Below are 24,241 nucleotides of genomic sequence, written 5' to 3'. Positions count from 1 at the left end.
CGTGGCACCCTAGGGCTGTGCCTCCCTCCCGCCGCAAGCAGCCCGCCGCCCCCGGACTCTCGTGGGACCAGGTGGAGCTGGCGCCTGTGGTGCTGGTGAGGGGCCCGGAGTCGCTGCTCGCCGACCGGGCGGTCGACCGGCTGCTGGAGCAGGCGCGGGAGCGGGACGCGAACGTCGAGATCACCCGGCTGGAGGCCGCCGCGTACGAGCGCGGCGTGCTGGAGTCGGTGGCGAGCCCCTCTTTGTTCGGCGAGCAGCGGTGCCTGGTGGTCGAGGGCGCCGAGGCAATGACGGACGCGTTCCTCGACGACGCCCTGGCCTACCTGAGATCCGCCCCCGACGACGTCTGGCTGGTCGTCCGGCACAACGGCGGGCAGCGCGGCAAGAAGCTGCTCGACGCGATCGGCGCGGCGGGGTTCCCCGTCGTCGCGTGCGAGACCATCAAGCGCGACGGCGACAAGGCGGACTTCGTGCGGGCGGACTTCCGGCGCGCGCGCCGCAAGGTCGACGCCGACGCCGTGCAGGCGCTCGTCGAGGCGGTCGGCGCGGACCTGCGCGAGCTGGGCGCCGCCACCAGCCAGCTCCTCGCGGACACGACCGGTGCGGTCACCGCGGAGGTGGTGCTCCGCTACTACGGCGGCCGGGTCGAGGCGACCGGCTTCCGGGTGGCCGACGCCGCCATCGCCGGCCACGCGGGCGAGGCGGTGGCGCTGCTGCGCCACGCCGTCGCCACCGGAACGGGCCCGGTGCCGGTCGTCGCGGCGCTGGCGGCCAAGCTGCGGACGCTCGCCAAGGTCGCCGCGACGCGCGGCCGGGCGGGCGTGTCCGTGGGCGACCTGGGGCTGGCGCCGTGGCAGGTGGACCGGGCGAGGCGTGACCTGGCGGGCTGGACGCCGGAGGGGCTGGCGCAGGCGATCACGGCCGTCGCGGCTGCCGACGCCGAGGTCAAGGGCGCCGGCCGCGACCCCGTGTTCGCCGTCGAGCGCGCTGTGCTGCGTGTGGCGGCCGCACACCGGCACTGACGCCGCCGCACCCGGCGGAGCAGACGGCCGCACGCGTATGCAGAAGCGGGCCGGCGGCACCCGTGAGTGCCGCCGGCCCGCCCCGGGTCGCGCCGGGATCAGGCGGTGACGGACGCGGGCGCGAACTGGCCCGCGCGCACGGCCTCCATGGCCTTGGTCCAGGTGACGAGCTGGTCGAGCATCGGCTGCACCGAGCCGGTGGAGGGCTCCGTGGGGGTGAAGACCGAGAAGTTCTCGAAGTCGGTGAACAGCGACAGCAGCACGGCGTTGCGCACGTGGGCGACCTGCATCTCGGAGAGGATGCCGCGCAGGTGCTCGACGGCGCGGGCGCCGCCGGCGGAGCCGTAGGAGACGAACCCGGCGGCCTTGTTGTTCACCTCCGTGGCGAGGTAGTCCAGCGCGTTCTTCAGGGCGCCGGTGATGGAGTGGTTGTACTCGGAGACGACGAAGACGAAGCCGTCGAACTCGGCCATCTTCGCCGACCAGGCCTGGCCCTCGGCGGACGCGGCGGGACCCCACGCCGGCGGGGTGGCCTCCTGCCACACCGGGAGGTTGAAGTCGGCGATGTCGACGACCTCGAACTCGGCGTCGGTGCGCTGGTCGGCGATGGACCTCACCCAGTTGGCGACGTTCAGGCTCTGACGGCCGGGTCGCACGCTGCCGGTGACGATGGCGATCTTGGTCATGGTTCTCCTTGGTCGTGACTGCTCTTCACCGACGGTCAGGGCCGCCGGACGTCGATGACAATGCATGCATCCGCCCGCCCATTCCCCGCGGGGGCGAGTGCGAGAAGCGTCACACCTGGCCATTCGTCGGGTGTCGGCGTGGGCGGGCGCGACGTCGGCAAGTGTCACGGCGCTACCCTCGGCGGCGTGATCGAACGGTTCCGGGTGGTCCCCGCGGCCTACGGTTTCTGATGAAAGAGGTGGGCCAGGTGCCCGAGGAGACACGTCCCGGCGCGCAGGCGCCCGCCCCCGGCCGCACCGCACGGTTGGACCGGCTGCCGCTCACGCGCGAGCACGGCCGCCTGCTGGTCGGCTCCGGCGTCGGCTGGGCGCTGGACGCGATGGACGTCGGCCTCATCTCCTTCGTCATGGCCGCCCTGGCGGTGCAGTGGGGGCTGGACAGCACCACGCTGAGCCTGATCGGGTCCATCGGCTTCGTCGGCATGGCGGTGGGTGCCAGCCTCGGTGGCCTGCTCGCCGACCGGATCGGCCGCCGCAACGTCTTCGCCGTCACGCTGCTCGTCTACGGCCTCGCGACCGGCGCCTCCGCCCTGGCCACGTCGGTCGCGGCGCTGCTGGTGCTGCGCTTCGTCGTCGGGCTCGGGCTCGGCTCCGAGCTGCCCGTGGCGTCGACGCTGGTCAGCGAGTACGCGCCGACAAAGGTGCGCGGGCGCCTCGTCGTCATCCTCGAGGCGTTCTGGGCGGTGGGCTGGCTGCTGGCGGCGCTCATCGGGTACTTCGTCGTCGCCGGCAGCGACGACGGGTGGCGCTGGGCCCTGGCGCTGGGCGCCGTGCCGGCGCTCTACGCGCTGTACGTGCGCCGTTCCATCCCCGAGTCCGTGCGGTTCCTGGAGTCCCGCGGCCGGCACGACGAGGCGGAGCGGGCGGTGAGCGCCTTCGAGCGCTCGGCGCCGCTGTTCCGCCAGGACGCGGGCCGGCCCGTCACCCCGGGCGCCGTGGAACCCGCGGTCGCCGCGCAGACCGGCCGGGCCGCGACCATGACGGAGGTGCCCGCCACGCCGGCGGGCGTCCCCGTCGTCACCCCCGAGGCGGCGCCGCTGGGGACCGCCGCGGCCGCGCCGTCCGGGCTGCGCGGCTTCCGGACGCTGTGGGCGCCGGCGCTGCGCACGCGGACCCTGGGCCTGTGGCTGGTGTGGTTCTTCGTGAACTTCGCCTACTACGGCGCCTTCACGTGGCTGCCCACCCTGCTCGTGGCCGACGGGATGAGCATGGTCAGGTCCTTCGGCTACACCGTCATCATCACCACGGCGCAGCTGCCGGGCTACGCCGCGGCCGCCTACCTCATCGAGCGGTGGGGACGCCGGCCCACGCTCGCGACCTTCCTCGTGGGCTCGGCCGTGGCGGCGCTGCTCTTCGCCGTCGCGAGCACCCCGGCCGGGGTGATCACGGCCGGCTGCCTGCTGTCCTTCTTCTGCCTGGGCGCCTGGGGCGCCCTCTACGCCGTGACCCCGGAGATGTACCCGACGGCGGTGCGCGGCACCGGCGCCGGCTGGGCCGCCGGCTTCGGGCGCATCGCCTCGATCCTCGCGCCCCTCGCGGTCCCGGTGCTGGCCCGCGCGGGCGACATCTGGCTGATCTTCACCGTCTTCGCCGGCGCCTTCGTCATCGCCGCGGGCGCGGCGCTGCTGCTGAAGGAGCGGAAGGGCCTCGCGCTGCAGCAGTGACAGCGGCCGGGCGGGCCCAGCCGCAGGCGTGCGCCGACCGTTCATCTCGCCGCCGCGTGACCCACCCGGACCGGTAACCGGACGGTCACCGGTGGCAGCCACGGTGGCCCTGTGCGCGTCGCGGTCGTGACCGAGTCCTTCCTGCCCTCCGCCAACGGTGTGACCACCTCCGTCCTGCGGGTCCTCGACCATCTCGGGGAGGGCGGGCACGCGGCGGTGATCGTGTGCCCCGCCCCGGCGCCCCGCGCCTACGCGGGGTTCCCGGTGGTCGCGGTGCCCGCCGTCACCTACCGCGGCTTCCGCGCCGGCATCCCCGCCGCCGCGGTGTCGCGCGCCCTCGACGGCTTCCGCCCCGACGTCGTGCACGCCGCGTCGCCGTTCGGCCTCGGCGCCCAGGCCCTCATCCTCGCCCGGCGGCGCGCGCTCCCCACGGTGGCCGTCTTCCAGACCGACGTGGCCGGCTTCGCCCGGCGCCACGGCCTCACCGCCACCGCACCGGGGATCTGGCGGTGGCTGCGGTACGTCCACTCGTGCGCCGACATCACGCTCGCGCCGTCGACGGCGACGCTCGCAGACCTCGACGCCCACGGCATCGAGCGCGCCCGCTGGTGGGGCCGGGGCGTCGACGCGCGGACCTTCCACCCCCGGCACCGCGCGTCGGCCGAGGGAGCCGCCCTGCGCGCGCGGCTGCTGGAGGGAGCGCCGGCGGGCACGGTGCTGGTGGGGTACGTGGGCCGGGTCGCCCAGGAGAAGCGGGTGGAGCGCCTGGCCGCCCTGGCGCGGCTGCAGCGGGTCCGGCTCGTCGTGGTTGGCGACGGGCCCTCCCGGCCCGGGCTGGAGCGGGCCCTCGCGGGCACGGGCGCGCGGATGCTCGGCAGGCTCGACGGCGAGGCGCTCGCCCGCGCGTACGCCGCTCTGGACGTCTTCGTCCACACCGGCACCACGGAGACCTTCGGCCAGACGCTGCAGGAGGCCATGGCCAGCGGCCTGCCGGTCGTGGCCCCCGCGGCCGGCGGACCGCTGGACGTGGTCGCCTCCGGCGAGACCGGGTACCTGTACGCCCCGGAGGACGACGCCGCCATGGCCGGCGCCGTCAGGGCACTCGTCGCGGACCCGGCGATGCGTGCGCGCATGGGCGAGGCCGGGCGACGGCGGGTGCTGCCGCGGTCGTGGACCGCGCTGGGGGACGCGCTGCTCGGTCACTACGACGAGGCGATCGCCGCGGCCCGGAGCGCCGTCCCGTGACGGGGCGGTGGTGCCGCGCGTGCCGGACGCGCGGCGAGGGCCGCCGTCCGGTGGAACGACGATGGCGCCGCACCCCGGAGGGTGCGGCGCCATCGGTGCTGGCTCACGGCCCGGCGGCCGCGCGGCCGGTCAGGCTCAGAGGCCGCCGACCTGCTTGGCCAGCTTGGACTTGCGGTTCGCGGCCTGGTTGGCGTGGATGACGCCCTTGCTCGCGGCCTTGTCGAGCTTGCGGCCGGCGACCTTCAGGGCCTCCGTCGCCGCGTCCTTGTCACCGGCCACGACGGCCTCGCGAACCCGACGCACGTGCGTCTTGAGCTCGGACTTCACGGCCTTGTTGCGCAGGCGCGCGCGCTCGTTGGTGCGGATGCGCTTGATCTGGGACTTGATGTTCGCCACGTATGGACTCTCTCTGCGTTCGCCGAAGCGATCTGTCTACGGTCGTTGAGGGATGTGCCGCGACCGGGACTGGGGCGTGGGGGTACCTCGTGGTTGGTCGGTGGCCGGGCCGCCGCCGACCGGGCGGCAACCCAAGCAGGCACGATACCAGCCGGTCGGCGGCCGGGCGAGGCCGCCGCGGGTGACCGGCGTCCCATTGGCGCCCGTGATCCGCTCGCAGGCCTGCGGCACCGGCCGCGGAGCACCCGTCGCGTCGTCCGCCGGACGGCTCAGCGGTAGAGCTCGCGCAGCGCCGCGGCGACCTCGTCGAAGCGGCGGGCGTCGAGGGCCGCGCCCTGCCGCCGGACGGCCTCGGGGTCCACCCAGAGCAGCCGGTCGACGCGGACCTCGCTCTCCCGGCCGCGGGCGTCCCACCCGCCCGAACCGACGTCGACCCACCGCCGTCCCCACCGCGCCTCGTCGGTGGCGTCCCGGTCGTGGTCCTTGGACGTCATCTGGGCGACGACGAGCCCGGCGCCCTCGCGCGCGAGCACCAGGACCGGACGGTCCTTGCCCTGGTCTGGATCGTCCTCGTAGGGCACCCAGGTCCACACGACCTCGCCCGGGTCCGGCTGGTCGTCGCCTTGCGGGGCGTAGCTCAGCTCCGGCAGCCCGAGCCGGGCGACGTCGTACTCGACGGTGTCCCGGGAAGCGGCCTCGACCTGCCGCACGCCCCGGCTGGCGGTGGGGTAGGTCGCCCCACGCGGGCCCGCGTCCTGCGCCGGCCGGTGCCGCGTGCCGGCGTCGGGGGCGGGCAGGCGCGCGCCGTCGTCGCGGCCTCGGCGGCCCCCGGCGCGTCGCTCGGCAGCGGCGCGGGTGAGGACCGTCGACGCGGCACGGCCGGCGAGACGGAGGGCACGGCGGAGGGTGGGGTTCATGGCGGCAACCTAACCGCCCGGCCGCTCCCGCCGCTCGGCACGAGCGCGCAACATGCCCGGCGGTAGTGTCCGGTGCATGAGCGACCTCTTCGAGAGGTACCCCACCGGGGCGGCGTGGGACGAGGTCGTGGGTCCGGACGGCATCCGGCCGCCCTACAACCACGTGCACGCGGAGCTCGACGCCCTGACCACCGGCGAGCTGCGCTCCCGCGCGGAGTCCCTGAGACGGTCCTCCCTGGCGCAGGGCGTCGACGTCGCGGGCGAGGTGCGGCCCTTCCCGCTCGACATCGTCCCGCGGGTCATCACCGCAAGGGAGTGGGGCGCCCTGGCGCCCGGCGTGGCGCAGCGGGTGCGGGCGCTGGAGGCCCTGCTCGACGACGTCTACGGTCGCCAGCGGGTGGTGGCCGACGGAGTGCTGCCGCGCGCCGTCGTCGTCTCCTCCGCCCGCTTCACCCGGGCCGCCCGCGGCATCCTCCCGCCGAACGGGGTGCGCGTGCACGTCGCCGGCATCGACGTCGTCCGGGACGGCGCGGACCGCTGGCGGGTGCTCGACGACAACGTGCGCGTGCCCTCCGGGGTGAGCCACGTGCTGTCCAACCGCCGCGCCCTGGCGCAGTCCTTCCCCGAGCTCATCGCGAGCCTGGCGGTGCGCCCCGTCGCGGACCACCCGCAGCGGCTGCTGCACGCCCTGAGGGCGAGCGCGCCGGAGGGCGTGGACGACCCCGTCGTCGTCGTCCTGACGCCCGGCGTGCACAGCTCGGCCTACCACGAGCACTCGCTGCTCGCGCGGCTCATGGGCGTCGAGCTCGTCGAGGGGCGCGACCTCTTCGTGGCCGGCGGCCGCGTCTACATGCGCACCACCGCGGGCCGCCGGCGCGTCGACGTCGTCTACCGCCGCGTCGACGACGACTTCATCGACCCGGTGGTGCTCCGGCCCGACTCCCTGCTCGGCTGTCCGGGACTGCTCGGGGTGGCGCGCGCCGGCAACGTCACCCTCGCCAACGCCGTGGGCAACGGCGTCGCGGACGACAAGCTGGTCTACACGTACGTGCCCGACCTCATCCGGTACTACCTGGGCGAGGAGCCGATCCTGGAGAACGTCGACACCTGGCGCCTCGGGGAGCCGGCGGCACTGGAGGAGGTGTGCGACCGGCTCGAGGAGCTGGTGGTCAAGCCGGTGGACGGCTCGGGCGGCACGGGCATCGTCATCGGCCCGGCCGCGAGCCGCGACGAGCTCGACGCCGTCCGGCGGCGCCTGCGCCGCGACCCGCGCGGCTGGATCGCCCAGCCGGTGGTCCAGCTGTCCACCCTGCCGACGCTGGCCGGGGACAAGGTCCGGCCGCGGCACGTGGACCTGCGCGCCTTCGCCGTGAACGACGGCGAGAAGGTCTGGGTGCTCCCAGGCGGGCTGACCCGGGTGGCGCTGCGGGAGGGCCAGCTCGTCGTCAGCTCATCGCGGGGCGGCGGGTCGAAGGACACCTGGGTGCTCGGCGAGCGGCGGGCCCCGGGCCACCGGGGCGCGCCCGACGCCGCCGCGACGCCGGCCGCGGAGCGGCCCGTCGTCGCGGGCGTGCCGAGGGACGGCCACGACGACGGCGGCAGCGCCGCGCGAGCAGCAGGTCGGGGCGCGCCGCGCGGCGAAGGGGGTGGCGTGATGCTCAGCCGCATCGCCGAGTCGCTGTTCTCGATCGGCCGGTACGTCGAGCGCGCCGACGGCACCGCCCGCCTCCTCGACGTGCACCTGCAGCTGCTGCTGGAGGACCCCCGGGTGGAGGAGGAGACGGCCTGCCGGTCGCTGCTGGCGATCATGGACCTGCCCGGGCCCGCGGACGGGACGGTCGGCCGGCGGTACGTGCTCGACCGGCTCGCCTACGACCGGGCGGCGCCGGCCTCGGTCGCCGGCGCGCTCGGCGCCGCCCGCGAGGCCGCCGGCCGGGCGCGCGAGGTGATCTCCACCGAGCTGTGGGAGTGCCTCAGCACCACCTGGAACACGCTCCCCGCGATGACGCGCGGGCGCCGCGCCCACGACTACCTCCACTGGGTGCGGGAGCGGGCCGCCGTCGTGGCCGGCGTCGTCGACTCCGCCACCGGCCGGGACCACACCTGGCAGTTCCTCGTGCTGGGCCGCTCCGTCGAGCGCGCCGACATGACGGCGCGGCTGGTGGCCTCCCGCGCCGTCGCAGGGGGGCCCACGTGGGGGACGCTGCTGCGCTCGTGCGGCGCGTACGAGGCCTTCCTCCACACCTACCGCGGGCGCATCGGCGACGCGCAGGCGGCCCAGTTCCTGCTGGTCGACCGCCACCTGCCGCGCTCGGTGGTCCACGCGCTCGACCGGGCGGAGCGGTGCCTGGCCGCGATCGAGGGCCCGCAGGCCACGCCCGGGGTCCAGGAGGACGCCGCGCGCATCCTCGGACGGGCCCGCTCGCACCTGGAGTACCTGCCGATGGCCCAGCTGCAGACGAACCTGCTCGGCGAGATGGAGACGGTCAAGGTGGCCTGCTCGCGCGCCTCCGACGCCGTCCGCGCCCGGTACTTCCTCGGCGAGCCGACCGACTGGGTGGGGGAGCGGCCGTGACGACCCTGCACGTGCGCCACAGCACCTCCTTCGCCTACTCGCGGCCCGTGCACGCCTCCTACAACGAGACCCGGCTCCGCCCCGCCGCGCTGGCCGGTCAGCGGGTCCTGGAGTCCAGCCTCGAGGTCACCCCGCTGAGCTGGCACGGGGAGTACCGCGACTACTGGGGCACCCGTGTCGACATGCTCGAGGTCATCACGCCGCACGAGTCCCTCACCGTCGTCGCGGACGCGCGGGTGGAGCGCGACGACGCCCCGCAGCGGGTGGTCGGGTGCGACTGGTCGGCGCTGCGGGCGCCGGCGCTGGAGGACCGGATGAGCGAGCTCCTCATGCCCACCGCGACGACCGCGCCGGACCCGACGCTGGTGGAGCTCGCCCACGAGCAGGCGCGCGGGCTGGACGTGCACCAGGCGGCGACCGCGGTGTGCGACGGCCTGCGCGACCAGATGGGGTACGTGCACGGGGTGACCGGCGTGCACACGCGCGCGGCCGAGGCCTGGCAGACCCGCAAGGGGGTGTGCCAGGACATCGCCCACCTCGCCGTCGGCGCGCTGCGGAGCCTGGGCATCCCCGCCAGGTACGTCTCGGGGTACCTGCACCCCCTGGCGGGCGCCGAGCCCGGGCGGCCGGCGGTGGGCCAGTCGCACGCCTGGGTGGAGTTCTGGTCCGGGGAGTGGTTTGGCTACGACCCGACCAACGGCATCGAGGTGGGCCCGAACCATGTGGTGGTGGCGCGCGGGCGGGAGTACGGCGACGTCACGCCGCTGCGCGGGGTCTACTCCGGCGGCGGGGCCGCGAGCCAGCGGGTGGAGGTGCTCATCACGATCGTCGGCTGAGGCGCGCGCCGTCGCGCGCGTGGGGAGCTGGTTGGAGGGCATGAGGCGCGCCTCGGGAGATGTACGGGACGGGCCTTCGGCCCTGACGGGGCGGGAGTCAGCCGACGAGCAGCAGCACCGCCGTGACGACGGACGCCACGGCGGAGACCGGCACCGCCGCCACGGTGCCCACCAGCGCCACGAGCGTGACCCGGAGGTCGTCCTTGAGGTAGGGCGCGTTGACGGTGCCCCCGGCGGCGCGCACCGCGGCACGCTGTGCGGCCTCTACGCGCGGCAGGAACCGCGCGGTCCGGATGGAGCTCTCCACCAGTGCGCCGTTGATGGCCTCGAGCTCCTCCTGCACCGGGTTCGGTGCGGCGCCGGCGACCACGACGTCGCGGGTGCCCACCACCGTGGGCCGCAGTGCGAGGCCTTGCGTGCGCGCCTGCAGCCGCTCGCGCCGGACCGCCAGCACGAGCACGGGCACGGCGAGCACACCCGCCAGCACGAGCGGGAACCAGGAGCCGCCGTCGCCGGCGAGGGTGTAGACGGCACCGAGGAGCGCCAGGACGCCGACGCCGAGGGCGGCGGCGGTCAGGAGCAGGCCCCCGGGACGCCGCGCGAGCCGCACGAGGACGGGCACCACCTGGTTGAGCACATCGCCGGCCGCCGTCATGCCCACCAGGCTCGCACGGCGCGAGGGGCAGCGGGCGGCGGCCTCGCCACGGGCGAACACGCGCGACGCCGTGGGACGCGATCGGCTGCCCCGCCGTCGCCGTGAGCTGGCCCGGGTCCGCGCGCCGGCGTCGACGTGGGACGATGGGGCGGAGTTCTGTCCGACCGTGCGCGCCCGGCGCGCACCGCGCGTAGAGGTAGCTGTGTCACCCATCCCGAGCCCGGCCCTGGCCGCGCAGATCAGCCCGGCGGCGACTCCGCCGGGGCTGCTGCGCAACTTCTGCATCATCGCCCACATCGACCACGGCAAGTCCACGCTGGCCGACCGGATGCTGCAGCTCACGGGCGTCGTCCAGGCCCGGGACATGCGGGCCCAGTACCTCGACCGGATGGACATCGAGCGCGAGCGGGGCATCACCATCAAGTCCCAGGCCGTGCGCATGCCCTGGCAGGTGGGGGAGCAGGCGTTCGCGCTGAACATGATCGACACGCCGGGGCACGTCGACTTCTCCTACGAGGTCAACCGCTCCCTGGCGGCGTGCGAGGGCGCCATCCTGCTGGTGGACGCCGCGCAGGGCATCGAGGCACAGACGCTGGCCAACCTGTACATGGCCCTGGAGAACGACCTCACGATCATCCCGGTGCTGAACAAGATCGACCTGCCCGCCGCCCAGCCGGAGAAGTACGCCGAGGAGCTCGCGGGGCTCATCGGCGGGGACCCGGCGGACTGCATGAAGGTCTCCGGCAAGACGGGTGAGGGCGTCACCGAGCTCCTCGACCGCATCGTCGCCGACATCCCGGCCCCGGTCGGGAACGCCGACGCGCCGTCCCGGGCCATGATCTTCGACTCGGTCTACGACACCTACCGCGGCGTCGTCACCTACGTCCGCGTCATCGACGGCAAGCTCTCCCCGCGCGAGCGCATCCAGATGATGAGCACGCGCGCCACCCACGAGCTGCTCGAGATCGGTGTCATCTCGCCCGAGCCCCTGCCGTCGGAGGGCCTGGGCGTCGGCGAGGTGGGCTACCTCATCACGGGCGTGAAGGACGTGCGCCAGTCGCGCGTCGGCGACACGGTCACGAACATGTCGAAGCCGGCGGCCGAGGCCCTCGGCGGGTACCGCGACCCCAAGCCCATGGTGTTCTCGGGCCTGTACCCGATCGACGGCTCGGACTACCCGGTGCTGCGCGACGCGCTGGACAAGCTCAAGCTCAACGACGCCGCGCTCGTCTACGAGCCGGAGACGTCCGTGGCCCTCGGCTTCGGCTTCCGGTGCGGGTTCCTCGGCCTGCTCCACCTGGAGATCGTGCGCGAGCGGCTCGAGCGCGAGTTCAACCTCGACCTCATCGCGACGGCGCCGAACGTCTCCTACGACGTCACCACCGAGGACGGCGCCACCGTCAAGGTGACCAACCCGAGCGAGTTCCCCGAGGGGAAGATCTCCACCATCCGCGAGCCCGTCGTGCGCGCGACGATCCTCGCGCCCTCGGAGTTCATCGGCGCGATCATGGAGCTCAGCCAGGGCAGGCGGGGCGCGCTTCGCGGCATGGACTACCTCTCCGAGGAGCGCGTCGAGATCCGCTACACGCTGCCGCTGGCCGAGATCGTCGGCGACTACTTCGACCAGCTCAAGTCCCGCACGCGTGGGTACGCGTCGCTCGACTACGAGCCGGACGGCGACCAGGAGGCCGACCTCGTGAAGGTCGACATCCTGCTCAACCACGAGCAGGTGGACGCCTTCTCCGCCATCGTGCACAAGGACAAGGCGTACAGCTACGGCGTGACGATGGCGGGCAAGCTCAAGGAGCTCATCCCGCGCCAGCAGTTCGAGGTGCCGATCCAGGCCGCGATCGGCTCGCGTGTCATCGCCCGCGAGACCATCCGCGCGCTGCGCAAGGACATGCTCGCCAAGTGCTACGGCGGTGACATCACCCGCAAGCGCAAGCTGCTCGAGAAGCAGAAGGAGGGCAAGAAGCGCATGAAGAACATCGGGCGCGTGGAGGTCCCGCAGGAGGCGTTCATCGCCGCGCTGACCTCCGACGCGCCGACCGGCAAGAAGTGACGGCGGCGGAGCGCACCGTGCCTCTAGGCTCGGCCGAGCAGGGAGCTGCGGGACGCGCGCTCCCGTTCTGGCAGTCCGGTCGGCGCGGCGCACCGCGGGGACCAGGGTCTCGTGAAGGGCCGCAGTGCCTTCAGCGCCAGGCACGACCTTGCTCAGCCGGGCGGGACCAGCTGCTCGGGTACGTTCGAAGGTGGAGGTAGGGCGTGGCGGTGGTGACGCACGTGTGCCGGGTGGCCGAGCTGCACGGTGACTCGGGAGCGGTCGGCGTCACCGCCATCGACAAGCGGCCGGTGAGCGGGCCGGTGCGCGTGGGGCCCTACGGCCTCCGGGGCGACGTCCAGGCCGATCGCAAGCATCACGGCGGCCCGGAGAAGGCGCTCTACGTCTTCGACGAGGCCGAGGCCGAGTACTGGGCGGCGGAGCTGCGCGAGCCGGTGCCTCCGGGTCGCTTCGGCGAGAATCTGCGCAGCAGCGGCATAGCTGTCGACGACGCCGAGATCGGGGAGCGCTGGCGCATCGGCGACGAGCTCGAGGTCGAGGTCACCGGGCCCCGGACGCCCTGCTCGACCTTCGGGCGCTGGCTCAAGCAGGACCGCTGGGTCAAGCGGTTCACGGCCCACGGCCGCACGGGCGCCTACCTGCGCGTGCTCGTCGGCGGGTTCGTCGCCCCGGGGAGCGAGATCACGGTCGTGCACCGGCCCGGGCACGGCGTGACCGTGAGCCGGTGGTTCAGCGCGAACGACCCTGACGACGCCCGCGCGCTCACGTCGCACGAGGACGCCTCGGAGTGGGGCATGGCCGAGTACCTCCGCGATCACGTCGATCGCGCGGCCGCGAGGCCGTCTGTGTAGCACCCCGGACGCGATCCCTGTGTCGGGAAGGTGCGGACCGCCAGGTCTCGAAGGCCTCGGTGTCGCAGGTGACCGGCCGGCCGCCCGTGGAGGCGCGGCGCTTGCGGTCGGCGACACGGTCGCAGCGTTCGGGGATGACGGCCTGGATGCCGCGCCGGCGCAGCAGCTCCCGGTTGACCCGGGAGGAGTAGGCCTTGTCGGCCAGCGCCCGCACCGGCGTCGTCCGCGGCCGGCAGAGTCGTGTGGATCTTGTCCCGGTGCCGTCCGCGCTGAAGCGGTGCCGCTTCCACACCGTCTGCCACGGCCTGAACCGCTCGGGCAGGTCTCGCCAGGGGATCCCGGCCCTGTACCGGTAGAGGATGCCCTCCACGACCGGGCGGTGGTCGCGGAAGGGCCGGCCCCGCCGGCCCAGCGAGGGCGGCACCATCGGCTCGATCAACTCCCACTGAGCATCGGTCAGCACTGCAGATCGCGACACGCTCGAGCATTTCAGGGCGACCGCGGCCAGTTCAGGAGACACGCCCCAGTGGGCCCTCCACCAGCTCGGGCCGCCCGGCAGGGGAGCCCTCATTGATCCAGGACAGCAGACGCTCCGGCGAGAGAAGCTCGTCGACGACCATGTAGGCGGCCCCTCGCAGTCCCGCCTGATCGCCGGCGAGGGAACGCATGATGTGGAGTTCCCGCGTCGCCAGCGGGAGCGACCGGCTCAGCACGGTCTGCCGGATCTGGGCCAGGTACCCGTCGCCCACGGATGTCACCCCCCCGCCGAGAAGGATCAGCGACGGATTGAAGAAGTTGACGATGCGCGCCAGCACCTCACCAACCGTGACCGCCGACCGCGCCAGCAGCTCGATCGCCACCCGGTCACCGAACGCGGCGGCCTCGGCGACGTCCTCCGAGCGGATCTTTCCGCGCTCCGCGAGTGACTTGGCCAGGCGCGGGCTGCTACCGTCCTCGGCGGCCGACCGGCCGTCGCGAGCGATGGCCTGCCCGCCGGCTACCGCCTCGAGGCAGCCGACCTTCCCGCAGCGGCAGACGATATGGGCGTCGGAGACTACCGCGGTGTGGCCGATGTCCCCCGCGCCGCCCTGGGCGCCACGGTGCAGGCGGCCCTGCGAGACCAGACCGGCCCCGATGCCGCTGCCGATCTTGACGTACACGACGTCCCTCTCGCCCATGGCAAGCCCGCCACGCAGTTCGCCGAGGGCCATCACGTTGACGTCGTTGTCGACCCAGACCGGGGCGGCGTATCCCAGTCCCGCGAAGAACCCGCGCACGTCGAACCCGTCCCAGCCGGGCATGATGGGCGGGGAGACCGGCCGGCCCGACGCGAACTCGACCGGCCCGGGAAGCCCCAGCCCCACACCCCACACGGCGTCCCGAGCGATCCTTGTGCGTTCCAGCAGCTCCGAGAACAACTCGTGCACCCGGGAGAGCACCGGCTCGGGCCCATCCGCCACGTCGGCCGTCTCCTGCTCCTGGGCGAGCAGGTTCCCGGCCAGATCGGAGAGGCCTACGTCGATGCTGGTCGCGCCGAGCTCCCCCACAAGGACGTAGCCCACCTCTGCGTTGAGCTCCAGCCGGCGGGCGGCACGCCCCCCGGTTGAGGGTGCCAGCGAGCCGTCCCGCAGGAGGCCGGCGCGGATCAGCTGCTCGACGCGCTGGGTGACGACAGTCCGCCCCAGCCCCGAGACCCGTGCGATCTCCGGGCGCGTCCGGGCCGTCCCGGCGCGCACGAGCTCGAGGACCCGCACCATCGAGTCGAGCTGGTCCTCCGTCCACCTGCCGTTACTGCCAGGCACGGTGCCATAGTGCCGCACTCTGCCGCTGCTCGTCATCGTTCTACACTACAGATGTTGACTTGTGCATGGCGCGTGCTTAAGTTCGCTTCATGCACGACGAAGGTGTCACGCCCGGGACGCCTTGGAGGCCCACGGCGGGCGGTCGCACGGCCGCGCCGCCGGTGCGGTCCGGCCTCGTAGGAGCGGGGTTCATGGGCAGGGTGCACGCCCAGGCGGTCCGGGCCGCCGGCGGTGTCTTGACCGCCGTGACCGCGTCCGCGCCGGAAAGGGCGGCCACGGCCGCGGCCGAGCTGGGCGCGGGCCGGGGCGTCACGAACGTAGCCGAGCTCGTCACGGCTGAGGACGTCGACGTCGTACATGTGTGCACGCCGAACCACCTCCACGCGGAGATCGCCGAGCGGGCCCTCGCTGCCGGCAAGCACGTCGTCTGCGAGAAACCCTTGGCGACCACGGTTGATGACGCCCGGGCGCTGGCCGAGCAGACCGACGGCCTGGTGACCGCCATCCCCTTCGTCTACCGGTTCTACCCGACCGTTCGTGAGGCGCGGAGCCGGGTGCGCGCCGGCGAGGCCGGTCCGGTGCACCTCATCCACGGTTCGTACCTGCAGGACTGGCTGTCCACCGCCAGCGACGACAACTGGCGGGTCGACACCCGCCTCGGCGGCGCCAGCCGCGCCTTCGCCGACATCGGCGTCCACTGGTGCGACCTCGTCGAGTTCGTCACCGGCGAGCGGATCGTCGCACTGACCGCCCGGACGCTCATCGCCGTTCCGGAGCGGGGCGGCCGGGCCGCCGTCGGCACCGAGGACGCCGTGACGCTCTTGTTCGAGACCGACCGGGGGGCCCTGGGCTGCCTCGTGGCGAGTCAGGTGACACCCGGGCGCAAGAACCGCCTCTGGTTCTCCATCGACGGAGCGAACAGCTCCATGGCATTCGACCAGGAATTGCCGGAATCGCTATGGCTCGGCTCCAGGACGTCGACTGCCCTGGTCACTCGGGGCACTGACGCCGCGTCGCCCGACGCCGCGCGGCACACTTCCCTCCCGGCTGGACACCCGCAGGGCTACCAGGACGCCTTCAACAGCTTTGTGCGGGACGTCTACGCCGCGGTCCGTGGCGAGGCAGCCGACGGGCTGCCGACCTTCGCCGACGGCCTGCGCGCCGCCGTCCTCACGCACGCCGTGCTGGATTCCGCCGCCAACCGCACCTGGGTGAAGGTACCGCGATGAAGCTGGGATTCCTGACGGCGTGCCTCCCCGGGCGCAGCCTGGAGGAGATCGCCACCTGGGCAGGCCAGAACGGCTTCGAGGCGCTCGAGATCGCCGCGTGGCCTGATCTCGGGGACCGTCCGTTCACCGCCACGCACCTGAAGGCCGAGAGCTTCAACCGAGCCGGTGCTGAGAGTGTGCGGGCGCTGATGGACAGGCACGGGCTGACAGCATCGAGCCTGAGCTTCTACGACAACAACCTCCATCCCGACCCCGAGGAGCGGCAGGCCATCAACGACCACGTGCTGGCCTGTCTGGAGGCGGCCGCCGCCCTGGAATGCCCCACGGTCGGCACCTTCGTCGGACGGCACCCCGGCCAGACCGTGGCCGAAAATCTGTGCGCCGCCGAGACGGTGTTCGCCCCGCTCGTGGAGCGCGCCGGCGAGCTCGGGGTGAAGATCATCATCGAGAACTGCGTGATGGAAGGCTGGCATCCGGACGGTTACCCCGGCAACCTCGCCTACTCCCCGGAGCTGTGGGAGTGGATGTTCTCACTGGGCCTGTACCTCAACTTCGACCCCTCCCACCTGGTGTGGATGGGCATCGATCCGATCGAGGCGCTGCGCCCCTACGTCGACCACGTCGCCCACGCCCAGGCCAAGGACATCGAGACCTTCCCCGACCGGCGCAACCGGTACGGCTATCCCGGCAAGGCGGTCGTCCGCGAGGACCCGTGGGACGTCGGCTGGTGGCGCTACCGCGTGCCGGGCCTCGGCGAGGTCGACTGGCGGCGCCTGATCGACACTCTCTACGAGGGCGGGTTCGACGGGGTGCTCTCGGTCGAGCACGAGGACCCCGTCTGGGGCGGCGACGAGGACCGCGTACGCACCGGGCTCCAGATCGCCCACCGCACCCTTCGCCCCCTCATCGTCTCCTGAACTGCCCTGTCGCGTCCCACCGCCCAACCGGCCCCTAGGAGTAAAGATGCTCATCGATCGCAGATCCCGCCGGCTCTCCCTCGCGGTCACCGTCACCCTCAGCGCGCTCGGTGTCGGTCTCGCCGCCTGCACCCCCGGGGTCGAGGAGGACAACGCCGAGACAGAAGCAACCGGGGGTGCGCAGTGTCAGCAGCCCGTGCGGATGCTCTACGCCACGGCGGAGGCCAATGCCGCCGCGGTCCAGGAATTGCTGCCCCAGTTCCGCGAGGAGTTCGGGGTGGAGCTGGAGATGGAGACGCAGCCCTTCGAGTCGCTGCAACCGAAGGTGTTCTCCGAAGCTGCCTCCCAAAGCCCCTACTACGACATCTTCATCGTCGACGTCTCCTATGCGCCGCCGTTGGTCGACTCGCTCGAGCCGCTGTCGCAGTACCTGACGAACCCAGATCTCAATGAGGAGTCGGCGGAGCTTGGTGACTTCATCCCCAAGGTCCTCTACGACACCGCCGTCTACGATCCCGAAGATACGGTCGCTCAGTACCCCGACCTGACGGCCGAGCCCGCCATCGACGCGATCACCGGCGAGGGGTTCGACGTCTACGGGCTGCCGATCCAGGCGAATGCCTTCGTCATGGCATATCGCAAGGACATGTTCGACGATCCCCAGGAGCAGGCGGACTTCCAGGCAAGGTATGGCCGCGAACTCACGGTGCCACAGACCTGGGACGAGTTCACGGAGGTCGCGGAGTTCTTCACGCGTCCGGGCGAGAACCTCTACGGCACCACGATGATGGCGGGTGTCGGCGACTGGGCCACCGACGACTTCAAAACCCTGCTGGCCGCCTTCGGAGGTAACGGCCGGCTGATCGGGGAGGACTTCTCGATCGACTTTGCCGGGCCCGAGGGCGAGCAGGCGCTCAGCTACTACGTCGACCTGATCGCGGAGAAGAAGGTCGTTCCGCCAGGGACCACGGCCGCGTCATGGGACGAGGCCGCATCCACCTTCGACAGCGGCCTCACGGCGATGAGCTTCAACTACCACTCTCTCGCGCTCAACCCCGACGTCGAGGGCGAGATCGCGTACGCGATCGCCCCGGAGGGTGTCGACCGAGGGCCACACTTCGGCACCTGGATGCTGTCGATCAACAAGAACTCTGAGCACAAGGAATGCGCGTACAGCGCGATCAAGTGGCTCACCGCGAGCGAGCAACAGCTCGCCATGACCGAGAACCAGCTCCACCCCACCCGTACCTCTGTGTACGACTCACTCAGCCAAGAAGGCGGTGAGGACAACTTCTACGCCGCCCTGGGCGAATCTCTCGAGGTGGGAGTGGGCCGCCCGCGGCTGACCAACTACACCGAGATCAGCCACGCCATCGCAGTTGGAGTCAACCGCGCCGCGACGGAAGCGGCCACGCCTCGCGTCGCGCTGGACGAGGCCGCGGCGGAGGTGAGCCGGTTGCTCGAGCAGGCCGGTTATGAGGTGCCCACGCCCTGATCAGCCGTGACGTCCGCACCCTGTTGGGAGGGCAGAAATGAATGTTGGTGTCCCCGGTCGGGTGCGTCCTCAGCTTGGCCAGCCCACGCGCACGGGCGTGCGGCCGGTTCGCGACGGACCGCCGGCAGCCCCCCAGGCGGCACGACGCAAGGGCCCCAGCCAACTGAGCGCTTGGGTCCTCATGGCCCCCTTGATGGTCGTGCTTCTCATCATGACCGTCGTCCCGGCCATCTACATCCTGAGGGCCAGCTTCCGTAACGAGGTGCTCCTGGGTACCGGTGGCGGCTGGGTCGGTCTCGACAACTACCGCGACGTGCTGAGCGCCCCCGGGATACGCCACAGCATCCTGGTCACCCTCGTGTTCGTCGGGATAGTGGTGGCGCTGGAACTGGTACTCGGGCTGGTGTTCGCCCTAGCGCTCTCGGCACGCACCCGAGCCAGCACGGTCGGCACCACCTTGCTTCTCCTTCCGTTCGCCGTGACGCCTGTCGTGTCCGCATTGATATTCAAGGAGCTGCTCAATCCCAACTACGGATGGATCAATTATTACTTCGGCAGCATCGGGCTGCCAGGAAACATCGAGTGGCTCAGTCATTCCAGAACAGCCTGGGTGGCCCTCATCGGCCTGGATGTCTGGCAGTGGACTCCGTTCGTCGCTCTCATCCTCATCGCCGGGCTGCAGACCATTCCGCCAGAGCCCCTCGAGGCGGCGGCGATCGACGGGGCGAACCGGTGGCAGACGTTCTGGAACGTCGTATTGCCGCAACTGACGCCGTTCATCGCCATCGCCGTCGTCTTGCGGACCATCCAGGCGTTCAAGACGTTCGACTCGTTCAAGGTGCTGACCAATGGGGGCCCGGGTACGTCCACCGAGATCATCAACCTCGGCATCTACCGAATTGCGCTGCAAAGCTTCCAGATCGGGGCTGCCTCCGCGATGGCCGTTCTCCTCCTGATCGTGTTGCTCCTGCTCACTCCTGCGCTCATGCGGGCGGTCGGCCGCAACGCCGAACCTGAGGAGGCATAATGTCGCTGACCAAAGGCCGGAATGGCGGTATTGTCACGCGCACCATCGGCCGTGGAATGGTGTGGCTGTGGATTCTCTGCGCACTCGTGCCGCTGGTATTCATGGTGGCCACGTCCCTCAAGCCGGAAGGCATCGTCAAGAGCCTCCCGCCCACGTGGATTTTCACGCCGACGTTCGAGCACTACCAACAGATCATCTGGGGAGGTGGCGGCACCTCCATCGGCTATGATCGGCTGCTCTTCAACAGTCTGGCGGTGACGACCGGTTCTACTTTGTTGACCATCGCGCTCGCCGTTCCCGCGGCCTACGCGTTGTCGATGCGGCATTTCCGGCCACGCAAGCGTCTGTCGTCGTGGATTCTCTCCACCTACATGTTTCCGCCAATCGTGGCGGTGATCCCCATCTTCGTTTACGCCGGGAAGCTCGGCGTGATCGACAAGTACCCGGTGCTCATCGTTCCGTACGCCGCCTTCAACCTCCCGATCGCCGTGTGGATCTTGCGCAGTTCGATCCTCCAGATACCGTTCGAGCTCCAAGAGGCGGCGCTGGTGGACGGCGCCTCCCGCTGGCGCATCCTGCGCAGCGTTCTGTTGCCGCTTCTCGCGCCGGCCGTGGCCACGGTCGCCATCCTCTCGGCGATCCTTTCCTGGAATGAGTTCCTGTTCGCCCTCTCGCTGACGCGGGCGGCAGCCAGAACGGCGCCCGTGGGTGTGCAGGAGTTCACCGGAATGTTCGGGACCCAGTGGGGGAACCTCACCGCTGCAGCAACGGTCATCACGGCGCCCATACTCGTCCTCACCTTCGTCATGCGGCGCCGGATCGTCTCCGGCCTGACGTTCGGCGCCGTCAAGTAGGCAGCGATTTGGTGACGACCTCGGTGGTGCAGTCTCCGGGTGGCATCGGTGGCCGCAGCCGACATCGAGCAACGGATCGGCGTGACGAGCGACGTGGAACCGCACCCCCGCCGATCGACGCCCGGCGCCGAGACCTCACGCGCCGCTGTGGGCGCACGAACCAGCTACCTACGGTGCGCGCTGCAGCCTGCAAGGACAGCGGGCGGACTCAGACCCGGAGTTGCTCCGCGATGGCGGCAACATGCCGGCGACTCCACCACGGGCCCGCCTTGAGGTCGACCCCGGTGACGTGGAAGCCGGCCGGGGGCACACATCGCGGTCAGGGGCTGACCACGCTGGCGGAGCGCGTCGGGCCGGCGACCTCGATGTCTACTTGCGTTCGATCGCTGCGGTGCCACGCGTCGAACAGCTCTACCGGCTGTTCGGTGACGTCGCGGCCGAGCCCGCGGATGTGGAGCACGGGGGCGCCGGGGGACGTTTCGAGCAGTCTCGCTACTCGTGGCGAGGTCGCGGCCGCTTCGAGCGTCCGATGGCCGGAACGGATACGGATCCCGCAGACCTCCTCGAGGAAGGTGTAGAGCGACTGGGACTCCAGGTCGAAGTCGCGGAGTGCCGCTAGCAGATCGGGATGCAGCGCTGTCGGCAGGTAGTGCTTCGTGTACGAGTGGATGTCGCCGTCGACGTAGCGCAGCCGCTCGACCTCGACGCATTGCGTGCCCGGCGCCAGGCTCAGTGCGTCGGCCACCTTCTGTGGTGGCTCCGCGAGCCGGATGGCGAGCACCTTGCGATGGACGGTGTCTCCGCCGCTCGGCAGGTCCTCGAAGTAGCCGACGGTGCTCTCGATGAATTGTTCGCGCGAGGGTCGGGCGGCGACGAACGTGCCCTTGCCGCGCTGCCGGTAGAGCTGGCCCTCGTTGACCAGTTCGCCGAGGGCCTGGCGCACCACCGTGCGGGAGACCTGGTAGGTGTTGCACAGCTCCCACTCGGCGGGCAGCATGTCGCCGGGTCCGTACATCCCACTTTCGATCTGCCCGGCGATGAGCCGCTTGAGCTGCTCGTAGTACGGCACCGGGGAATCGCGTCGGACTGCCTGGAGTGGCGGATGAATTGTCATAATGTCACGAAGTATGGCGCCGGGCGCCGCGTCAAGTCCACCCCGGCTGTCCGCCCAGAACTGCGTGCGGAGGGCCCATGAGCGCTGCAGCCGCCTTCACCGCCAGGCTGGACCTGCTCGAAGGGGCCGGGCAGATCACGTCTCCCGCCCGGCGGCTGACCGAGGACGTCGTGGATGACATCGAGCGCGAGTTCGAGCTTGAGCTGGACGAGGAGCACGGCGCTCAGCTGGTGACCCACCTGGCGATGGCACTCGGCCGCCTCGACCGTGGCGAGCCCGTGACGACAACGGTGTCCGTCGTGACCGATGAGCTCGCCGGGTGCCCACGCGAGAACGAGTTCGCTCACCGGGTCCTCGGGCGCTGCGGCGAGCGCCTGGGGCGCGCGGTGCCGGACAGCGAGATCGCCTACCTGGCATTGCACCTGTGTGCGCTGAAGATGCGCCAGCGCGGCGGCGGGCGAGCGAAGTGACGGCGTGGGGCTAGACCGACGCCGCCGCCGCATCTGCCCGCAGCTTCGCGTCCTCCAGGGCCGCCTCGAGCACCCGGACGATCGTCTCCGTGCCTCCGCGCAAGGGGTTGATTCGCACGACGTAGCGCTCGATCCCCGGTGCGCTCTTGAGGAACGTGCCCGCGAGGTAGGTGAAGAGCGGCACCACATCGTAGCGAGCCTCCTCGCCGACGGACCGACTCGGTGACCCGTTCCGCCAAGCAGAGCGGAGGAACGGTTCCGCGATCGGCGCGTCGAAGACGAGGCCGATGGCCCGCATGGCCAGCTGTGACGGGATCGCGCACCGCACGTACGGCAGCTGGCCCGCGCCCGCCAGCCGATTGATCTCGGCCGCTGCCTCGACGACCACGGCGTTCTGCAGCGCCAGCGCCACGGGCGCGTAGACGAGCGAGCGAAGCGCGTCCATCGCGTCCGCGCCCTGCACCTGTGAGCCGGCGGAGGACAGGTCCCGCCGGACGGCGGACGTCACACGCCCGCTTCCCAGGACGCAGCCGATGTTGCTGCGCGCCAGCAGCTTGAACAGCGACAGAGCGGAACCGTCCGCGCCGCACTGCACACCGATTCTCGGCGAGCGCATGGCCGCGTAGTTGTCGTCGACGAGCACGAGCAAGCCGTCACCGCCACTCTCGCGCCCGACCGCGATGACGTCGGCGAGCTCGTAGACGTCGCCGAGCTGGTGCGGAACGTGCTGGACGTAGAGCGCGTCCACCAGGCCGTGCTGAACTGCCGAGCGCACAGCGCCGAGGTCGTTGAAGTCGACCGGCACCGTCTCGAGCGCCATTCGCTCGAGCGCCGCCGCGGTCGTTTTGTACGGGAGCGCACTGTGCACAACGACGCGCCCGCGCGGCGGTACGGAGCTGAGCACCCCCCGGATCGCGCCGGTGCCGGCGCCCGGCACCAGGACGGCGTCGCCTGTGCCGAAGTAACGCGCCAGCGCCGACTCCACCTTCGCCGTCGCGACTGGTCGCCCACCGCTGCCGAACGCACCGGTCGCGAGGGAGCGCTCCTGGCCGTAGTCCTCGGTGAAGATCTCGTCGGAGCCGAGTATCTGCTGGATGGCATCCACCAGGCGGTGCTGCTCGGCGGCTGCCTGCGCCACCGTGATGTGCTCACGGACGGCTGTCCGCTCGATCGCGGCCGCGTACTCTGCCGGCGGATTCGGCGCGGTCATTTCTTTGCCGCCTCGATGCTGCGCCGCAGGATCGAGATCACGAGGTCGCTGCCGGCGCGGACCGGGTTGACGCGGACCGCGTAGTCGGCGAGCTCGGGCCGGGACTCGAGGTTGGCGCCCGAGAGCCGGTAGATGAACGGCGCGATCTCGTAGCGCGAGTTCGCGCCCACGGGGTAGTTCTGGCCGCCGAACTGCCGGCTCAGCTCAACCACACGCTGCGCGATCGGCTCCTCGGTCAGGACGAGGATCATTCGGTCCTGTGCGTTGACCACCTTCGCCGTCGCGATGCCCGGCACCTCTCCGGAGCTCAGGCGGTTGGCCACCTCGTCGACCACTTCGGCTTGGACGGCCCACAGCACCGGTGCCAGCACGAGGGAGCGCAACCCGTCCAGGGCCTGTGGTCCTTGCACCTGCCCGCCGCCGGAGTAGTTGTCCTCGTGGATGCGGTCGACGATGTCTTCCGCGCCGACGACGCAGCCGACGCCCTCCGGGCCGAGCATCTTGAACAGCGAGAAGGCGGTCGCGTCGGCGCCCAGCTCCACGCCGGTCCGCGGCACCTTGAAGACGGTGTAGTTGTCGTCGGTCAGCACGCGCAGGCCGGCCGCGCGCAGCCGTCGGATCACCGCTCCGGGGTCGTAGGAGTCCTCGATGTCGTGCCGCGGATGTTGGACGTACGCCCAGCCGACTCCGCGCAAGCCGTCGAGCAGGGCGTCGAGGTCGGAGGGCTCGTTGTAGTCGACCTCGACGAGGTCGAGACTCATCGCGGAGAAGGACGTGCGCGTCGTCGCGTACGGGGCGCCCGCATGGACGACCAGCTTCTCGGTCGGCCTCAGTGCCGCGGCGAGCATGGAGCGGATCGCGCCCGTTCCCGAGCCCTGCACCAGCACGCAGGCAGAGGCGCCGAAGAAGTCCGCGAGTACCGCCTCGACGCGCGCGGTGGTCCGCGGCCGGCCCAGGCCGGGGACGTTGCCGTAGTCCGCCTGGAGGAGCTGGGCCCCGTCGAAGTGCGCGCACACGCACTCCATGAGGCGGAACTGGGTCTCCCGCGCCTCGCCGAGCGTCGGTGCGCGCAGGGGATGGGTCTCAGGTGCGGTGCCAACCACCACGGGTACCCCCGTCCCGCCAGTTGTAGTAACGTTATGATGACATGGGAC

The 24,241-nt window shown here is 71.8% G+C and carries 22 protein-coding genes; 13 read left to right on the top strand and 9 right to left on the bottom strand.

Translation table 11 applies throughout. From position 1 onward, the window contains the following. The first annotated feature begins 17 nt into the window (after positions 1 to 17). The gene (holA, locus tag ACF0H8_RS13460) at positions 18 to 1,022 is read left to right on the top strand and encodes a DNA polymerase III subunit delta (protein WP_395289408.1); all 1,005 of its coding nucleotides are present in this window, start codon (positions 18 to 20) and stop codon (positions 1,020 to 1,022) included. Between the two features lie 98 nt (positions 1,023 to 1,120). Here the strand turns inward: holA and ACF0H8_RS13455 are convergent, their stop codons facing one another. Continuing rightward, positions 1,121 to 1,708 carry an NADPH-dependent FMN reductase gene (locus ACF0H8_RS13455; RefSeq protein ID WP_395289407.1) on the bottom strand — a complete coding sequence of 196 codons (588 nt, stop codon included), beginning with the start codon at positions 1,706 to 1,708 and terminating at the stop codon, positions 1,121 to 1,123. A 248-nt stretch (positions 1,709 to 1,956) separates the two neighbouring features. Between ACF0H8_RS13455 and ACF0H8_RS13450 the strand changes: the two genes are divergently transcribed. Continuing rightward, a complete protein-coding gene (locus ACF0H8_RS13450) occupies positions 1,957 to 3,432 on the top strand; it encodes an MFS transporter (RefSeq protein ID WP_395289406.1) in 1,476 nt (491 codons plus the stop codon). 111 nt (positions 3,433 to 3,543) lie between these two features. Further along, a complete protein-coding gene (locus ACF0H8_RS13445) occupies positions 3,544 to 4,677 on the top strand; it encodes a glycosyltransferase family 4 protein (protein ID WP_395289405.1) in 1,134 nt (377 codons plus the stop codon). 135 nt (positions 4,678 to 4,812) lie between these two features. Here ACF0H8_RS13445 and rpsT read toward each other — a convergent pair whose 3' ends face one another. Further along, positions 4,813 to 5,073 (bottom strand): 30S ribosomal protein S20, encoded by a 261-nt coding sequence (rpsT, locus tag ACF0H8_RS13440; protein ID WP_395289404.1) that lies wholly within the window; start codon positions 5,071 to 5,073, stop codon positions 4,813 to 4,815. A gap of 269 nt (positions 5,074 to 5,342) precedes the next feature. Beyond that, on the bottom strand, positions 5,343 to 5,990 hold the full coding sequence (locus tag ACF0H8_RS13435) for a type II toxin-antitoxin system PemK/MazF family toxin (RefSeq protein WP_395289403.1): 648 nt from the start codon (positions 5,988 to 5,990) through the stop codon (positions 5,343 to 5,345). Between the two features lie 76 nt (positions 5,991 to 6,066). Between ACF0H8_RS13435 and ACF0H8_RS13430 the strand changes: the two genes are divergently transcribed. Then, positions 6,067 to 8,565, top strand: coding sequence for a circularly permuted type 2 ATP-grasp protein (locus tag ACF0H8_RS13430; RefSeq protein WP_395289402.1), 2,499 nt, complete (start codon positions 6,067 to 6,069; stop codon positions 8,563 to 8,565). After that, positions 8,562 to 9,401, top strand: a complete 840-nt coding sequence (locus tag ACF0H8_RS13425) for a transglutaminase N-terminal domain-containing protein (RefSeq protein WP_395289401.1) — start codon at positions 8,562 to 8,564, stop codon at positions 9,399 to 9,401. Before ACF0H8_RS13430 ends, ACF0H8_RS13425 begins: the two co-directional genes overlap by 4 nt. A 97-nt stretch (positions 9,402 to 9,498) precedes the next feature. Here the strand turns inward: ACF0H8_RS13425 and ACF0H8_RS13420 are convergent, their stop codons facing one another. Further along, positions 9,499 to 10,056 (bottom strand): hypothetical protein, encoded by a 558-nt coding sequence (locus tag ACF0H8_RS13420; RefSeq protein ID WP_395289400.1) that lies wholly within the window; start codon positions 10,054 to 10,056, stop codon positions 9,499 to 9,501. Between the two features lie 202 nt (positions 10,057 to 10,258). Between ACF0H8_RS13420 and lepA the strand changes: the two genes are divergently transcribed. Together lepA and ACF0H8_RS13410 are read left to right on the top strand one after the other, a co-directional pair. Next, positions 10,259 to 12,118: a translation elongation factor 4 gene (lepA, locus tag ACF0H8_RS13415; protein ID WP_395289399.1), complete on the top strand. Its 1,860-nt coding sequence runs from the start codon at positions 10,259 to 10,261 to the stop codon at positions 12,116 to 12,118. Between the two features lie 203 nt (positions 12,119 to 12,321). Continuing rightward, positions 12,322 to 12,969, top strand: coding sequence for an MOSC domain-containing protein (locus ACF0H8_RS13410; protein ID WP_395289398.1), 648 nt, complete (start codon positions 12,322 to 12,324; stop codon positions 12,967 to 12,969). Here ACF0H8_RS13410 and ACF0H8_RS13405 read toward each other — a convergent pair. After that, a complete protein-coding gene (locus tag ACF0H8_RS13405; protein ID WP_395290889.1) occupies positions 12,881 to 13,396 on the bottom strand; it encodes a transposase in 516 nt (171 codons plus the stop codon). The two genes, ACF0H8_RS13410 and ACF0H8_RS13405, sit on opposite strands and share 89 nt — an antisense overlap. 82 nt (positions 13,397 to 13,478) lie before the next feature. Continuing rightward, positions 13,479 to 14,771, bottom strand: coding sequence for an ROK family protein (locus ACF0H8_RS13400; protein ID WP_395289397.1), 1,293 nt, complete (start codon positions 14,769 to 14,771; stop codon positions 13,479 to 13,481). An 89-nt stretch (positions 14,772 to 14,860) separates the two neighbouring features. Here ACF0H8_RS13400 and ACF0H8_RS13395 point away from each other — a divergent pair, with 89 nt between their 5' ends. The 5 genes from ACF0H8_RS13395 to ACF0H8_RS13375 all read left to right on the top strand — a co-directional run bounded on the left by ACF0H8_RS13395 (position 14,861) and on the right by ACF0H8_RS13375 (position 20,293). After that, positions 14,861 to 16,000, top strand: a complete 1,140-nt coding sequence (locus tag ACF0H8_RS13395) for a Gfo/Idh/MocA family protein (protein ID WP_395289396.1) — start codon at positions 14,861 to 14,863, stop codon at positions 15,998 to 16,000. Continuing rightward, a complete protein-coding gene (locus ACF0H8_RS13390) occupies positions 15,997 to 16,917 on the top strand; it encodes a sugar phosphate isomerase/epimerase family protein (RefSeq protein WP_395289395.1) in 921 nt (306 codons plus the stop codon). The genes ACF0H8_RS13395 and ACF0H8_RS13390 overlap by 4 nt, the downstream gene beginning before the upstream one ends. Before the next feature lie 46 nt (positions 16,918 to 16,963). Beyond that, positions 16,964 to 18,412: an ABC transporter substrate-binding protein gene (locus ACF0H8_RS13385; protein ID WP_395289394.1), complete on the top strand. Its 1,449-nt coding sequence runs from the start codon at positions 16,964 to 16,966 to the stop codon at positions 18,410 to 18,412. A 211-nt stretch (positions 18,413 to 18,623) separates the two neighbouring features. Further along, entirely contained in the window at positions 18,624 to 19,439 is an 816-nt protein-coding gene (locus ACF0H8_RS13380; protein ID WP_395289393.1) for a carbohydrate ABC transporter permease, read from the top strand. Then, entirely contained in the window at positions 19,439 to 20,293 is an 855-nt protein-coding gene (locus ACF0H8_RS13375) for a carbohydrate ABC transporter permease (protein ID WP_395289392.1), read from the top strand. Before ACF0H8_RS13380 ends, ACF0H8_RS13375 begins: the two co-directional genes overlap by 1 nt. A 319-nt stretch (positions 20,294 to 20,612) precedes the next feature. Here ACF0H8_RS13375 and ACF0H8_RS13370 read toward each other — a convergent pair whose 3' ends face one another. Continuing rightward, positions 20,613 to 21,362, bottom strand: coding sequence for a GntR family transcriptional regulator (locus ACF0H8_RS13370; RefSeq protein WP_395289391.1), 750 nt, complete (start codon positions 21,360 to 21,362; stop codon positions 20,613 to 20,615). 122 nt (positions 21,363 to 21,484) lie between these two features. Here ACF0H8_RS13370 and ACF0H8_RS13365 point away from each other — a divergent pair, with 122 nt between their 5' ends. Then, positions 21,485 to 21,877, top strand: coding sequence for a PRD domain-containing protein (locus tag ACF0H8_RS13365; protein ID WP_395289390.1), 393 nt, complete (start codon positions 21,485 to 21,487; stop codon positions 21,875 to 21,877). 10 nt (positions 21,878 to 21,887) lie between these two features. Here the strand turns inward: ACF0H8_RS13365 and ACF0H8_RS13360 are convergent, their stop codons facing one another. Continuing rightward, on the bottom strand, positions 21,888 to 23,087 hold the full coding sequence (locus ACF0H8_RS13360; RefSeq protein WP_395289389.1) for a hypothetical protein: 1,200 nt from the start codon (positions 23,085 to 23,087) through the stop codon (positions 21,888 to 21,890). Continuing rightward, the gene (locus tag ACF0H8_RS13355; protein ID WP_395289388.1) at positions 23,084 to 24,193 is read right to left on the bottom strand and encodes an aminotransferase class V-fold PLP-dependent enzyme; all 1,110 of its coding nucleotides are present in this window, start codon (positions 24,191 to 24,193) and stop codon (positions 23,084 to 23,086) included. Before ACF0H8_RS13355 ends, ACF0H8_RS13360 begins: the two co-directional genes overlap by 4 nt. Between the last annotated feature and the right edge of the window lie 48 nt (positions 24,194 to 24,241).

The sequence above is a fragment of the Georgenia sp. AZ-5 genome (assembly GCF_043952095.1).
Taxonomy (GTDB): Bacteria; Actinomycetota; Actinomycetes; order Actinomycetales; family Actinomycetaceae; genus Georgenia.
The sequence above is the reverse complement of the archived record's forward strand: the minus strand, read 5'-3'. Positions and strand labels throughout refer to the sequence as shown.